This window comes from Streptomyces chartreusis NRRL 3882 (genome assembly GCF_900236475.1).
Taxonomy (GTDB): Bacteria; Actinomycetota; Actinomycetes; order Streptomycetales; family Streptomycetaceae; genus Streptomyces; species Streptomyces chartreusis_D.
Map to the genome: position 1 here is coordinate 182,948 of NZ_LT963352.1, position 13,197 is coordinate 196,144.

At 67.5% G+C, this 13,197-nt stretch carries 14 protein-coding genes and 2 pseudogenes; 7 read left to right on the top strand and 9 right to left on the bottom strand.

The genetic code is table 11. The features are described from left to right. Positions 1–384: 384 nt before the first annotated feature. Positions 385–945 (bottom strand): AAA family ATPase, encoded by a 561-nt coding sequence (locus tag SCNRRL3882_RS00760; RefSeq protein ID WP_040904397.1) that lies wholly within the window; start codon positions 943–945, stop codon positions 385–387. 394 nt (positions 946–1,339) lie between these two features. Next, positions 1,340–1,924 (bottom strand): TetR/AcrR family transcriptional regulator, encoded by a 585-nt coding sequence (locus SCNRRL3882_RS00765; RefSeq protein WP_010048425.1) that lies wholly within the window; start codon positions 1,922–1,924, stop codon positions 1,340–1,342. 213 nt (positions 1,925–2,137) lie between these two features. Here SCNRRL3882_RS00765 and SCNRRL3882_RS00770 point away from each other — a divergent pair, with 213 nt between their 5' ends. Next, positions 2,138–3,076, top strand: a complete 939-nt coding sequence (locus SCNRRL3882_RS00770) for an alpha/beta fold hydrolase (RefSeq protein WP_010048426.1) — start codon at positions 2,138–2,140, stop codon at positions 3,074–3,076. Positions 3,077–3,282: 206 nt separating this feature from the next. Here the strand turns inward: SCNRRL3882_RS00770 and map are convergent, their stop codons facing one another. Further along, the gene (gene map / locus SCNRRL3882_RS00775) at positions 3,283–4,065 is read right to left on the bottom strand and encodes a type I methionyl aminopeptidase (RefSeq protein ID WP_010048427.1); all 783 of its coding nucleotides are present in this window, start codon (positions 4,063–4,065) and stop codon (positions 3,283–3,285) included. Between the two features lie 65 nt (positions 4,066–4,130). Here map and SCNRRL3882_RS00780 point away from each other — a divergent pair, with 65 nt between their 5' ends. Continuing rightward, positions 4,131–4,433, top strand: coding sequence for a helix-turn-helix domain-containing protein (locus SCNRRL3882_RS00780; RefSeq protein WP_010048429.1), 303 nt, complete (start codon positions 4,131–4,133; stop codon positions 4,431–4,433). 187 nt (positions 4,434–4,620) lie between these two features. Here SCNRRL3882_RS00780 and SCNRRL3882_RS41500 read toward each other — a convergent pair. After that, positions 4,621–4,841: pseudogene (locus SCNRRL3882_RS41500) on the bottom strand (polyprenyl synthetase); the annotation flags it as partial. Between the two features lie 239 nt (positions 4,842–5,080). Between SCNRRL3882_RS41500 and SCNRRL3882_RS41505 the strand changes: the two are divergent. Then, positions 5,081–5,386 (top strand): hypothetical protein, encoded by a 306-nt coding sequence (locus SCNRRL3882_RS41505; RefSeq protein WP_231911049.1) that lies wholly within the window; start codon positions 5,081–5,083, stop codon positions 5,384–5,386. Positions 5,387–5,433: 47 nt separating this feature from the next. Further along, positions 5,434–6,099, top strand: coding sequence for an SGNH/GDSL hydrolase family protein (locus tag SCNRRL3882_RS41510; RefSeq protein ID WP_231911051.1), 666 nt, complete (start codon positions 5,434–5,436; stop codon positions 6,097–6,099). A gap of 234 nt (positions 6,100–6,333) precedes the next feature. Here SCNRRL3882_RS41510 and SCNRRL3882_RS00800 read toward each other — a convergent pair whose 3' ends face one another. The 3 genes from SCNRRL3882_RS00800 to SCNRRL3882_RS40640 form a co-directional block, all read right to left on the bottom strand. Then, complete coding sequence (locus SCNRRL3882_RS00800) at positions 6,334–6,558, bottom strand: hypothetical protein (RefSeq protein WP_029181766.1); 225 nt, start codon at positions 6,556–6,558, stop codon at positions 6,334–6,336. Next, positions 6,555–7,682 carry a hypothetical protein gene (locus tag SCNRRL3882_RS00805; protein WP_010048430.1) on the bottom strand — a complete coding sequence of 376 codons (1,128 nt, stop codon included), beginning with the start codon at positions 7,680–7,682 and terminating at the stop codon, positions 6,555–6,557. The genes SCNRRL3882_RS00800 and SCNRRL3882_RS00805 overlap by 4 nt, the downstream gene beginning before the upstream one ends. Positions 7,683–7,935: 253 nt before the next feature. After that, complete coding sequence (locus SCNRRL3882_RS40640; protein ID WP_158688481.1) at positions 7,936–8,439, bottom strand: hypothetical protein; 504 nt, start codon at positions 8,437–8,439, stop codon at positions 7,936–7,938. Between the two features lie 1,213 nt (positions 8,440–9,652). Here SCNRRL3882_RS40640 and SCNRRL3882_RS42160 point away from each other — a divergent pair. Beyond that, entirely contained in the window at positions 9,653–9,982 is a 330-nt protein-coding gene (locus tag SCNRRL3882_RS42160; protein ID WP_267880853.1) for a DUF899 family protein, read from the top strand. Beyond that, positions 9,969–10,412 (top strand): DUF899 family protein, encoded by a 444-nt coding sequence (locus tag SCNRRL3882_RS42165; RefSeq protein ID WP_267880855.1) that lies wholly within the window; start codon positions 9,969–9,971, stop codon positions 10,410–10,412. The genes SCNRRL3882_RS42160 and SCNRRL3882_RS42165 overlap by 14 nt, the downstream gene beginning before the upstream one ends. A 329-nt stretch (positions 10,413–10,741) precedes the next feature. Here SCNRRL3882_RS42165 and SCNRRL3882_RS00825 read toward each other — a convergent pair whose 3' ends face one another. Continuing rightward, a complete protein-coding gene (locus SCNRRL3882_RS00825; protein WP_102514952.1) occupies positions 10,742–11,698 on the bottom strand; it encodes an IS481 family transposase in 957 nt (318 codons plus the stop codon). 451 nt (positions 11,699–12,149) lie between these two features. After that, positions 12,150–12,480 (bottom strand): annotated as a pseudogene (locus SCNRRL3882_RS00835) (alcohol dehydrogenase catalytic domain-containing protein); the annotation flags it as partial. Between the two features lie 71 nt (positions 12,481–12,551). On the opposite strand from SCNRRL3882_RS00835, the gene SCNRRL3882_RS00840 reads away from it, so the two are divergent. Further along, a complete protein-coding gene (locus SCNRRL3882_RS00840) occupies positions 12,552–13,079 on the top strand; it encodes a hypothetical protein (protein ID WP_010047152.1) in 528 nt (175 codons plus the stop codon). The last annotated feature ends 118 nt before the right edge of the window (positions 13,080–13,197 follow it).

The window sequence follows — 13,197 nt, forward strand, 5'->3', positions numbered from 1 at the left end:
CTCACATCGCCGCCGCACTGACGGCGGCGCGAGCGCGGAGACCCTCGCCGACGTGCAACACCGGTGAGCGTGCCCAGTTCCCGGCTGCGTCCGCGCCGCCCATTCCTCCCCTCCCTCATCCTCGTCTCCAGCGAGGACATGGGCGAAGGGGGTCGCGACGGGGATGTCAGCATCCCGGCCACGCCGTACGCCCGTGGTGACCTGCGCTCGTGGAGGTCGCGCGGATGGGTCCGCAGACTGGCCCGATGTGCGTGCCCCGTGCGCGTGGAGGAGATTCGGGACAACGGCACGATCATCGAAACCGGCACCGACTCCCACCGCCTCGCCCACTCCCAACCCATGAACGGACAGGCCGCCGGGACCCGAACGGGTCGGGGATTTCGTTCAGTTCACCTGAGCGCGATGGCGAGCTTCCCGGATGATGCCATCGGCGGTCTCCTCAGGAGTGAGGGCTGCGGTGTCGAACCACCAGCCGGCGTCGCCGAGCTCGCGTTTCATGGCGGCATCGAGATCTTCATAGCCGTCGAAGTCGAACCGCTCTCGTGGATCACGGAGGGAGTTGCGGTACCGGCACGCCTCGATACCCGGTGCCAGGACGACGAACAGGACGTGCCCAGCCGGAAGGAGAGAGACGAAGAAGTCCAACTGCTTCCGGTCGGGGATCACCCAGTCGATCACGGGCGTGAAGCCGGCGTCGGAGAAGTTGTTCGCCAGCATGCACAGATTGCGGTTGCACAGCTCCACCTGCCGCGCTGCCTCGTCGGCAGGCTCACCGAGGGCCCAGACGCGACCACTGACGACCAGCCTACTGATGAAGTCACCGTCCAACCGGGCGGAGCGCGGCAGGCGCTCCGCGACGAGCCTGGTCACCGTCGACTTCCCGGCCCCGGGCATCCCCGTCACGATCAGGCAGTCCGGCGTCTCAGCAGTGATCACGCCCGCCATCGTGCCAGCGCGCCTGGTGGCCGGCAATCGTATTCTCAAGGCGCGATCTACCCGTAGCTCAAGGCGACACTCGAGGAGTGGCGCACCGACACAGGCGGTCGGCCTCTACCACACCCAGGCGCGCGGCTACCGGGCCTGGAAGCGGCGCACCGCGCTCGCGCCCGTCGGGCGACTGCGGCATGACCGCGCTGACCGTCCCCGAAATCCAGCGCCTTCTCACCGTGATCACACGGCGAATACAACAGCCCGCGGACCTCGCGATCCACCTGGCCTGGTCCGCTTGGCGACGAAGCCACCAGGCCGGAGCCCGTTGGCACCACTACCGCGCACGCCTCGAACTCATGAAACCACTGTGCGTACCGGGCTCTGCGAGTCCGACGGCGTATCAGATGCGTTACCTGTGCAACGCCTGCGACAGCGCGTCAACGGTCACGCCCACGATAGCCAGGAGCTGCGCCGGGCTCGCCCCGGCCCTGCTCATGACGGCGAGCGACTGGTTCACAGCCGCCCCGTGTACCGCGAAGGCCTCGGCGTCCTGGTCGGTCAGTCGGCCGGCCTTCAGCGCGGCGCGCAGGCGCAGGCGCTGGAAGCCGAGCGCCTGCTTGGCGTGCGCTGCGACGCTCGGACTCAGCGCTGGAATCGCCATGGCCGACTGGGCAATCAGGCATCCATCAGGTAGTTCGGGATCGGCGATGCGCTCGAGGGTGACGTCGAAGAACGCACGAACAGCGGCAACGGGGTCCGAGGCCGCACACGACAGGGCGGCGTCGTACTTCTCGCCATAGCGCGCGGCGTAGAGATCCAGGCAGCGCAGGAAGAGCGTGTCCTTGTCGCCGAGGGAGGAGTAGATGGAACTGCGGTTCAGGCCGGTTGCCCGAGACAAATCGTCCAATGAGGTGTCGGCGTAGCCGTCGCGCCAGAACTGGATCATCGCGGCGTCGAGCGCCGTGTCCATGTCGAACTGCTTCTTGCCTGCCACGCGGCACTTCCTTGCCGATGCGTCGATGGTTCGGACCGTGTTGGGCACCATTCTATCTTGAACTTATCAGTTCAAGATATGTTAGCTTCGAGCGTGGCCATGGCCAGGCATACCGCGCGCTTCGCGACCGCGCGAGAAACACACCACGTGGTCCAGGCCACCGCCGTCGACTAACCGCCTGAACCGCACACCTGACACCGACGGAGGATTCCCGTGACCGGCCCAGCAACCAGCACTCCGCATGCCTCCGGAAGCAACCCCATCCGCGACCTGCCCCTGCAGCATCTGGCCGGATTCACTCACCGCTGGGTCGACGCGGACGGCGTCCGCCTTCATGCCGTCGAAGGCGGACGGCCGAGCGGCCCGGCCGTCGTCCTGCTCGCCGGATTCCCGCAGACCTGGTGGGCCTGGCGGAAGGTGATGCCCGGCCTCACCGACCGGTTCCACGTCATCGCCATCGACCTGCCGGGTCAGGGCCACTCCGAGCGTCCGGAGCGCGGCTACGACACGCACGCGGTCTCCGCGCACGTCCACACCGCCGTGAAGGCTCTCGGAGTGTCGACTTACTCCCTGGTCGCCCACGACATCGGCGCCTGGGTCGCTTTCTCCCTCGCCCTCAACTTCGAGAGTCACCTGCGCGGGGTCGCTCTGCTCGACGCCGGAATTCCCGGTATCACTCTCCCGGAAGCGATTCCCACCGACCCGGATCGAGCGTGGAAGACCTGGCATTTCGCGTTCCACATGGTGCCCGACCTGCCCGAGACGCTGCTCGCCGGCCGCGAACGCGAGTACGTCGGCTGGTTCCTGAAGGTGAAGGCCCTGTCTCCCGACACGTTCGACGACGCCGAACTCGACCACTACGCGGCGGCCATCGCCGTCGACGGCGGCCTGCGCGCTTCCCTCGCGTACTACCGAGACGCCGCGGAGTCAGCGCGCAAGAACCGCGAGGCGCTCAAGTGGCGGCACCTGACCGTGCCCGTCCTCGGAATCTCCAGCAGCCACGGCTCCGTTCCGGACATGGCCGCCTCCATCAGCCCATGGGCCGACAACACCACCCGAATCGTCGTGCCCGACGCTGGACACTTCATCCCCGACGAGCAGCCCGAAGCCATCGCTGCCGCGATACGCGACTTCATCGCCGACCACGACTGACACCCGTCGAACTACCCGCCCGCGCCGCCCAAGGCCGCGCGAAACTGAGACCACGAGGTCTGACTGCCGTACTGGGAGCCCCGATCAGACCCGTCGAGGGTGGCGTTCTGTCACCACCGAATGTGCGACAGAGCCCAGTGAACGGTGTTTGCGGAGTTGTGGGGATCACCTCACAGCAGTTCCGCGCGGCAGGATGACACTTGGCCTCACGCCGGCCCTTGCTTCGGCATGGTGAGGATCTCCGCTCCGTCGTCGGTGATGGCGATCGTGTGCTCGCTGTGTGCCGTCCTGCAGCCGGTGGCACTGCGGAGGGTCCAGCCGTCGGCGTCGGTGACGAGTCGGGCGGTGTCCGCCATCACCCATGGCTCCAGAGCCAGCAGCAGTCCGGGGCGCAGTGTGTAGCCGCGGCCGGGCCGTCCGGTGTTCGGGACATGCGGGTCCTGGTGCATCGTCGAGCCGATGCCGTGACCGCCGAACTCGGTGTTGATCGAGTACCCCGCCGTGGTGAGAACCGTGCCGATGGCGTGGGCGATGTCGCCGATCCGCGCTCCGGGCCCGGCGGCAGCGATCCCCGCGGCCAGCGCGCGTTCGGTCGCACTGATGAGGGCGACGCTCTCCGGGGGCCTGGTGTCACCCACGATGAAGCTGATGGCGGCGTCGGCGGCCACTCCGCCCAGGGAGACGGCAAGGTCGAGCGTCAGCAGGTCGCCGTCGGCGAGCGGATAGTCGTACGGCCGCCCGTGCAGGACCGCGTCGTTGACGGCGGTGCAGATGTAGTGGCCGAATGGGCCGCGTCCGAAGGAGGGAGCGTAGTCGACGTAACAGGACGTGGCTCCCGCCTCGACGATCATGTCCTTGGCCCACCGGTCGATGTCCAACAGGTTCGTGCCGATCGTGCTGCGGCTCTTCACCGTCTGCAGGATGTCGGCGACCAGGGCGCCGGTGTCTCTCGCCCGGGTCAGCAGGGTGGGGTTCAGGATCTCGATCATGTGACGCCCTCTCGCCAGAACCAATAACTATACCGGTCATACTGTACCGGTATAGAATTCGTGCCATGGTCAGGTTGCCGCTCACTCCCGAAGAGGTCGAACGCGGACAGCGTCTCGGCGCCCTCCTGCGCCGTGCCAGGGGAGAGCGTTCGATGCTCGAAACCGCGCTGGCCGCGCGCATCTCGCCGGAGACTCTCCGGAAGATCGAGACAGGCCGCGTGGCCACCCCCGCCTTTCCGACCATCGCGGCGATCGCCGATGTCCTCGACCTCTCCCTCGACGCGGTGTGGGCCGAGATCAGCGGAGCCGAACGCGTTGTCGGGCCCGCCGGCTCCACCCACCGCTCCCCGGAACGGCTGGCGTCCTGAGCGACGCCGCGGTGGCCCTGACGGTCGGGGCGGCCGCCGAGGCGGCGCGGACTCGGGCCCGGCCCCCCCAAAAAGCGTCCGAGGGACTCTGTGCGCAGTCCCTCGTGGATGGTGCGCACCGCGTTCTTGGCCGCGGCGTAGACGGCCATCGAGGGGGACACGGTCAGGGCGGCCAAGGAGACGATGCTCACCAGGTGGCCCGCCCCTTGCCATCGCCGGCGGGCCGCCGGGACAGGGCGTGCTGGCCGAGGATCTCCAAGTGGGCCGGTGGAACGGTTGCGTACCGGTCCAGCGCGAGGCGGCCGCGCGCCCTCAAGTCCTGCTCGGCCTCCGCGGCCAGCTCCGCGGCTCCAAGCGGCGCAGCAGCCCCCGCACCGCCTGCGGAGCCGCGCCCAGCGTACTCACCGCCGGAATCGCTCGGCTGAGTCAGCGCAGTTGCTCGATGGTCATCCAAGGCCGATGGTCACCAAGGTCGTGTCGGCGAAGTCTGAGTGGCAGTCAATGCTGCTGCGCCAGGGTCAGTGGAAAAACTCGCAGGCGCGTACACGAGATCCGACAGTGGATGGTCTTGGGCAGGACCGGTGACAGTGGCGATGCGGGCGGTTCCGCTGGTGGGCGGGCCGGTGGAGTTACGGGGTGCGCTGGACGTGGAGATCACGCAAGCCGGGGTGATGCCGCGCCGGTTGCCCGCGTGGACCAAGGAGCAGTACCCCGACCCGTCGGTGTACGGGGTGACCGTGATGCCTTCGGGCGTGCGGCTGGTGTTCCGCACCGATGCGTGTGAGCTGGAATTCGAGGTGCTCACCTCGACAGGGCAATTCGACATCGACCCTCAGCCCCGCCCGACGGGCATGGTGGATCTCCTGGTGAACGGCACCCTGGCCGAACGTCGCCAAGCGCCAGTGGGCAAAACGTGCTGCGGATGGCGGGCCCCGGGGCAGAGCAGCGGCTGATTCCGGGCGATCCGGGGACCATGCGGTTCACCGGGTTACCGTCCGGCATGAAGGATGTCGAGCTGTGGCTGCCGCAGCAGACTCCCACGGAACTGGTGGAGTTGCGCGCTGACGGCGACGTGCTGCCGCCGATGCCGGACGGCAAACGCCGCTGGGTGCACCACGGGAGTTCCATCGGCCACGGCATCGAGGCTGATGGCCCGACCGACACCTGGCCGGTGGTGGCGGCCGCGCTGGGCGGAGTGGAGGTGGTCAACCTCAGTCAGGCGGGCAATGCGCTGCTGGATCCGTACGTCGCCCGGACAATCCGCGACATGCCCGCAGATCTGATCAGTCTCAAGGTGGGCATCATCATCGTAAGCCTGGCCGCCTTTCGGCTGCGGACGTTCGGCCCTGCGGTGCACGGCTTCTTGGACACGATCCGGGACGGCCACCCGGACACCCCGCTCCTGCTGGCCTCCCCCGTGAGCTGTCCGGCGCTCGAGGACACCCCCGGCCCGACCGCGATGGGCCCGGACGGGAAGATCACAGCTCTGGGCGATCCGGCCGACGTGGCCGGTGGAGCGTTGTCACTGGCGGTGGTCCGTGCCGAGCTGGAACGGATCGTGATGGCCCGGCGGACACGCGATCCCCATCCCAAGGCCGCGAAGCGCTGGTGGAGGCCCTGGACGAGGAGCGTGGGGCAGGTGATGCGGGACGCCTCGTCCCAGTAGGGTGGTGGCCACTTCGGTGATCGTGTCGCTGATCGTCGTGCGGCCCCATGTGGAGTGCCAGCCGTCGGCTCGCTGCTCCAAGGTCCTCGTCCAGGCCTCGTGCCCGAAGAAGGATTCCGCCTCCTCCAGGGATGTGAACGGGGTCGGCCGGCTGTGCAGCCAGGTCGCGATCCGGGCGGGGGGCCGGCTGCCCGGCAAGCCGGGCAGAGACATCGTCCGAGCCACGGAACCAGCTCACCTGCGCTGCGCGTTCACGTCACCGCCGGTGTCCAAGACCTGGACCGGGTAGCCATCGACGTCACTCGGGAGCTGGCCTGTGTCGTCGTTCGGGTTGACCAGTACGACGATGCACGGCGAACCATCGGGCTGGGTGCCCGGCGCAACGCCGACCACCCCGGCGATCCCACCGCCCATCCAGGCCGTGGCTTTCGCCAGGGCGTCAGAGAAGTCGCGCGTCATCGTGTCTCGGTGATGGTGATGCCGAGGAGCTGCTCCACGAGCGGGATCGGGTTCATGATGGTGACGTTCGGCGAGCCCGCGAAGAGCAGTCCCACAGCGCCTTCCTCCAGGTCGCAGACCAGGCTCCCCGAGTCACCGCCGGCTGACATGGGAGTGGTGAGGATCTGATTGGCGAACCGTGCGACGCGCCCCTCGCCATAGTTGACGTCCACGGTCGCGTTGATGTTGAGCACGCGCCCGGTGGTGTAGTTGGTCGTCCGGCCGCACTTCTGCACCACGGTGTCGATCTGCGGTGCCGAGTTGATCCGCTTGATGTCGCCCACCCAGTACAGGCGCCGGTCCAGATTGCGGAAGTCGGCTTCCGCGATGGCTGCGTCCACGTAGTTCAGCGGTGCGGCCCCGTCCTGGATGTACTTGATCGGCACGTACCGGCTCAGCCATGCGATCGTGTCGTTTTCCGGGGTGCCGCCGTCGTACGGACCGGGCTGCAGGACTGGGTCGCCGATACGGGCGTTGTTGGAGTTGGCCAGGACGTGGTTGTTGGACAGCACGTAGTATTTCGGCGGGACTCCGGGAAACGACTGTCCGTCGTAGACGCAGCTCCCCAGTGTCCCTGCGGTGATCTTGTAGTGGCCGATGCTCACTCCGCCGCAGGCGGGGCGGACCCGGGGTGTCAGCGCCTGAGCTCTGCCGGGAGCCAGTCCCGGGGCCACCGGCGCCGGAGCGAGGAACTCGCGCGCACCGGCTGTCGGGGAGCGCTCGTCCAAGGGCTCCTGCGTGGCCTGCCGCCCACGTGCGACCTCCATGACGCCGTCCATCATGTGCATGGAGACGTTGGGCGCCAGAGCGGGGCCTACGCCGGCGAAGAGGGGACCCACCTCCATGACGTCGAGGGGCGTGTCGCCGCTGAGTGCGACGAGGTCGTCCCGGGCGAGCAGGTCCTTGCCCAGTTTCGTCTCCACCAGCGCAACGAGCGCCTGCTGGTCGGTGCGCTGGCCACCGACGTACTTGTAGCCGAGGCCGACCCCGACCACGTTCGGCTTGGAAAGCAGCGCTTCCTGTTCGCTCGCCTGGATGTCTGCCAGTTCACGGAATGCGGGGTGGATGAGGTCCTTACGCTGCATTGCGCTTTCCTTTCACGGTGCGGCGGAATCGCGTCGTCGCCCTGGCCAGGACAGTCGAGGCGGAGAGCGCCCGGCGCGAAGGGGGGATCACATGGTGGACGACGGCTCGGTGTCCCCCGGACTCACCGGCAGCCGGCATGCGGCCAGGGCGCCACCGGCCGCCGCACGCGCACAACGAGGCGATGCGGGTGTGGTGGCCGATGGACGCGAGGCACCGCGACTCACGGACGGCGGGCCGGCCGCCTGAGGCGTTTCAGACAGGCCAGTTCGCGAGACCGAACTTGACCAGGTTGACCATGCCGAAGCCGGCGGAGATGACGAATCGTGTGGGGTCGAAGACGTCCTTCTCCTGGCCGGTCACGGTACCGGCGACCAGGGGGCCTTCGTTGGGCAGCCACAGCGGTCCTCCGGACCATCCAGGGCCAAGTTGGTAAACGTCCCGTGAGAATTCCAGTTCAAGGCCCGGGTCGTCGTTGTCGATGTCGACGATCGCCATGTTGAATTCCACTGCGGGTCGCCCCTGGAAGGAGGAAGGATAGCCTGTGGAGGTGTAACGTCGCCGGTAATATTCGCTCTCTGCGCCGAACGCTACGGAACCCATCCAGCCGAGCCCGCGCCCCAAGGGATTGTAGAGCCGGCAGACGACATAATCGTATCCGGTGACATCCCCTGCGGCTACACGGAATCCCCGATACTGGGAGACGAAAGAACTACCGAAAGGCCGATGCCCCTGCCGGAAGCCGGGCACGAATTCCATACTCCAAGGACTCGAGCCCCACGGAGCAGTGACTTGCGGTCAGCATCAGGTTCGGACCGACCAGGACACCGCTTCCAGCCGGTCTGCCGTTTGTGATGACCAGACCGTTCGTCCGCCACGGATAGGTGAGCCTTTCCGCCTCCACAGCCTTGGGTTCCATGTAGACGCGGCCGGGATGCTCGGCCGTCTGGAACGGCACCAGTCGCGGCAGGAACTCATGCGGTACCCATGGCGGCCGGTAACCCTGGGTGCCGTCGATGGCGGGCACCGCCGCCTCTGCACCCGTCGGTTCTACCTCGGTCTGCTCCTTACCGGGTATCGCCGTCAGGAGCTCCTCGTCACCCGGGCTGTCGAGGAGCTCCCACAGTCCAGGAACTCCTGGGATCTCCTGCGTCCCGAAGGCCAGTCCGGCTTGCTTTCCGACTGGACATACAGACCCGAGCCCTCAGTCAGAAGATGCCCGATTTCGGGGGGCTCCGGCTCTGTGGCAGGGATCGTTGCGGCGTCCGTGAGCTCGTCCAGCGTCATGTAGGCACTCAACGCTTCTGGGGACGCCGTAGAATATTCACTCATGGTTTCGACTCATTCTCTGTTCGCAGCGTGACGTATGCGATCCGCACATCACTATCACGGCCGACTTACCTCCGAAGGGGCTGGATTTCAGCAGCCTCATGGCCGTTGCCGTCGACCCTGGATGCGTCAGTACAACGCTACGTCCACCCAGTTGGCCCTGCATCCCGAAAATCAAGCGATCCTGAGTTTGAGGAGTTGACCGCTAAACGAGTCACCCGTTCAAGCAATCATCAGTAATTGACGAATGAATGGTTGAGAATGGATCCTATATGGCACTTCTATTGAACTTCATACGTTTTCCCTGAACTGTTCTGTCAGCTGAATGTGAAGGGACGCCCCGGTTGCATGGCAGACGGCCACCGCCCGCTCGTCAGGGCGATTGTAAAGTCGCGATGATCTCGTGAGTGTGCAGGTCACGGCGGTGTGAACGGATGCCACCACCGCAAGACGAGGTGGTCTCAGGACTCGCGCGTTCTCGGGTGATGAGACGCCCTGAACTGTCCTCGGTGGGCGCTAAGCGAGATTTCAGAAGTTCTGCGCGTCACGCGTGACGGTGTTCGTGCGGCCGGGGTCGTGGTCAGTCTGCGCCCGGCTCGGGCTCCACCGATGAGTTCTTGCGAGCTGCCGGGCCAGTACGGCCATGACTGCTGAGAACAAGCCGCCGGTCGTCTCCCGCGGGGAGTGGCTGGCCGCGATCGACACCCTGCGCGTGAGGGAGAAGGCGCACACCCGCGAGGGCGATGCGATCGCCGCCGCCCGGCGACGGCTGCCCATGGCCGAGGTGGACCCGTCGGCCCCGCTCGTCGAAGGTAAGGGGCACGCCCCCCTGATCGACGTCTTCGAGGGCCGCACTCAGCTGTTCGTGTCGTATCACATGTGGCACGACGGCCACACCGCCGCCGACCAGTGCGAGGGCTGTACCTTCTTCACCGGCCAGGTCCCGCGAACTGTCCTATCTGCACCAGCGTGACGTCACCTTCGCCGTCTTCTGCCAGGGCCCCTACGAGGGGTCCGACCGCTACCGCCGATTCATGGGCTGGGACATGCCCTGGTACTCCGTGCCCGCCGAGTCGCGCGAACGGCTCCTCGCCGGCCGCCACTTCGGGATGAAAGCGATCTACCTCCGCGATGGGGACCGCGTCTACGAGACGTACTGGACCTCCGGACGCGGCGTCGAACCCATGGCGCCGTCCTACGGCATCCTCGACATGACCGTCTACGGTCGGCAGGAGACCTGGGAGGACTCCCCGCCCGGCTGGCCGCAGCCGTACGAGACCCACGGCCAGCAGTTCCGCAAGGACGGACGGCCGACCGCGCAATGGGCACGGATCGCCGCCGGCCACGGCGAAGACCTCCACGGCGGACAGCCCCGCACAGGCGGCTCAGGCTGTTGCTCGTGAACCCGCGCCCGACGGCCGTCTCGGCAGCGTGGTCAGGGCCTGCATGTCCTGCGAACCGTTCACCCCAGTTGCGCGCAGAACTTCTGGAATCGCGCTCAGCTGAGGCCAGGGGCGGTGGTCTAGGAAAGGAAGCGGTCCGTGATGATCGAGGTGTCTGACGCCTCATCAACACGAACCGCTTCCTGCGGGCACCACTCTCGATGCCGGCCGGGTCGTGGACCTGGCCGATGTCCTGGACGTTCTGCCGGATCCCCGCCGCCGTCAGGGCCGCCGCTACCGCCTCGGCGCCCTGCTCGCCCTGTGCACGATCGCCGTGCTCGCCGGCGCCACTAGGTGTATTGACCCGCAGGGTTGTTCACGCGGGTGATGGGTGGCTTGCCTCCGAGTGCGGTGTGGCAGCGGTGGTGGTTGTAGGTGTGCAGGAAGTCTGTCAGAGCTGCAGTCCGCTCGGTGTTGCTGGTGTAGGGCCGCAGGTAGGCCCATTCGTCGAGCAGGGTGCGGTTGAAGCGTTCGACCTTGCCGTTGGTCTGCGGCCGGTAGGCGCGGGTGAGCTTGCCGGTCGCGCCGAGGTCGGCCAGGGCCTGCTGCCAGGCGAAGCTTTTGCGGTAGGGCCAGGCGTTGTCGGTCAGGACCCGTTCGATGCGGTCGATGCCGCAGGTGGTGAAGAAGGCTGCGGCCCGGCGGAGGAAGTCTGCGCAGGTGGCGGCCTTCTCGTCCGGATGGATCTCGCTGTAGGCGAGGCGGGAGTGGTCGTCGACGGCGGAGTGGACGTGGTCGAAGCCCATGCTGGTGCGGGTGGCGCGGCCGGCTTGTCGGCCGAGGACTTTGTGGCCGCCGCCGTCGGGGATGCGGCCGAGTTTCTTGACGTCGACGTGGATCAGCTCGCCGGGGCGGGCGTGCTCGTAGCGGCGGATGATCTGGCCGGTGGGCCGGTCCAGGAAGGCCAGGCGGTTCAGGCCGTGGCGGACCAGGACGCGGTGGACGGTCGAGGCGGGCAGGCCCAGGATCGGACCGATGCGGGCCGGGCCGAGCTTGCGGTCCTGCCGAAGACGGCACACGCGGGCTTCGATCGCCCCTGCCGTGCGGTGCGGTGTCGTGCGCGGACGGCTGGACCGATCGTGCAGTCCTTGCTCGCCTTCAGCCCGCCAGCGGCGCATCCACTTGTGCGCGGTGACGCGGGAGATGCCCATCTCGGCGGCAACATGGGCGACAGGGCGACCGGTGCGGACACGTTCGACCAGCAGCCGCCTGCCGTGAACGGTCAGCCGGGCATTACGGTGGAACACGAAGGCCTCCGTGCGGTGAAGATTCGACACCTCCACCACACACGGGGGCCTTCGCCACGATCAAGACCGGCCCCCGTTAACAACGCTCGTGATCAATACAACTAGGGCCTGTCGTTTGGATCACGTCGCAGACGCGGGGTCTGGCACGCGCATCTGCCGCGTTGTCGTCGATCGCCGACGCTCCGCGTCGACTCCCTCCTCCGCCTTGCAGCTGCACGCACCAGACCCCGCTCACCGGCGCTGAGTGGCACTGTCACTTCCCTGCGACCTGATCCAAACGACAGGCCCTAGTCGCAGTCGCGCGGCATGCCGCCTACCTGCCCGAGGAGATCCGTGAGCGGCTCGGCCTGCGGGCCGCCCCGCGGGCGACCACCCTCGGCCGGGTCCTGGCCCGCCTCGACGGTGACACCGTCGACGCCGCGATCGGTGCCTGGCTCGCCCCGTACTGGGGGAGCGCGTGCGCGATCTTGACGCCCACGTGGCCGAGACCGCCCAGGCCGATCACGGCGACCTTCTTGCCGGGGCCCGCGCCCCACGCTTGAGCGGGAGTATGTGGTGATGCCAGCGCACAGCAGCGGCGCGGCGATGTCCAGGGCCAGTCCGTCGGGGATGCGGACGACGTAGTTCTCGTCGACGACGACGTGCGTGGCGTAGCCGCCGTTGGTGGGCTCGCCGTCACGGCCGATGGCGTTGTACGTGCCGACCATGGGGCCGCCGGTGCAGTGCTGCCCCAGGCCGGCCTTGCAGTTGTCGCACTCGCGGCAGGAGTCGACTGTGCAGCCGGCTCGTCGCTGTCGCAGCTGCCAGGCCCCGGGATACACTGCTCCGCTCCACCTGACTGGAGGTCATCTGAGTGTTCCGCGCACGGGTACTTGCCGGTGCTCCGTTGGCTCTGGTGATTCTCGCCCTATCCGGCTGCTCTTCTCCCTGGGGCTGCACCGACACGACGGCGGAGCGCGGTGAGGCCGGTGTCAGGGTGCAGGTCGAGGACACGTCTGGGCGGCCTCTCGGCGTCACCGCCGAGGTCGTTGACTGGCGCCTTGAGCCCCACCCGCAGGTGCCCTCCGAGGGTGACCAGGTCCACTTCCACTACCGCTTCGACGGCGCTGACGAGACATCCGGCCCTGCAGTGGACGCCTGCGCGGTCGACAAGGAACGCGTGGCGCTGGGATGTCAGACGGTCTATTCGTCGGAGGCGTTCGGGCCGGACGGCGACCTCACAGGCGACGTCTGGCTCGCCGTAGAGCACCCTGAGCAGGTTGCCGGAGTGCTATTGATCCCCAATGACCAGTCCTACGACGGACGAACCTGCGAGCAGGACATCAAGGACGGTGGCGGGCCGCACCCTCCGGAACCAGCCGGCATGGGGGACCAGCTGTAACAACGGCCGACCCACTGAGGTGGATCATTTACCTGGGCCGGCGCGGTGGCGTCCACGCCAAGGCCGGTGACTGTGCCCGCCTGCCACCAGGGCCGAACGCCCTCGCCCGATCATCCTC

What these genes read in the sequence shown, in the direction of transcription:
- SCNRRL3882_RS40640 (WP_158688481.1), bottom strand. Translation starts at nt 8,439, where the DNA reads ATGGAATTCGTGCCCGGCTTCCGGCAGGGGCATCGGCCTTTCGGTAGT.
- SCNRRL3882_RS41510 (WP_231911051.1), top strand. Translation starts at nt 5,434, where the DNA reads ATGAAGGATGTCGAGCTGTGGCTGCCGCAGCAGACTCCCACGGAACTG.
- SCNRRL3882_RS00760 (WP_040904397.1), bottom strand. Translation starts at nt 945, where the DNA reads ATGGCGGGCGTGATCACTGCTGAGACGCCGGACTGCCTGATCGTGACG.
- SCNRRL3882_RS00800 (WP_029181766.1), bottom strand. Translation starts at nt 6,558, where the DNA reads ATGACGCGCGACTTCTCTGACGCCCTGGCGAAAGCCACGGCCTGGATG.
- map (WP_010048427.1), bottom strand. Translation starts at nt 4,065, where the DNA reads ATGATCGAGATCCTGAACCCCACCCTGCTGACCCGGGCGAGAGACACC.
- SCNRRL3882_RS42160 (WP_267880853.1), top strand. Translation starts at nt 9,653, where the DNA reads ATGACTGCTGAGAACAAGCCGCCGGTCGTCTCCCGCGGGGAGTGGCTG.
- SCNRRL3882_RS00805 (WP_010048430.1), bottom strand. Translation starts at nt 7,682, where the DNA reads ATGCAGCGTAAGGACCTCATCCACCCCGCATTCCGTGAACTGGCAGAC.
- SCNRRL3882_RS00780 (WP_010048429.1), top strand. Translation starts at nt 4,131, where the DNA reads ATGGTCAGGTTGCCGCTCACTCCCGAAGAGGTCGAACGCGGACAGCGT.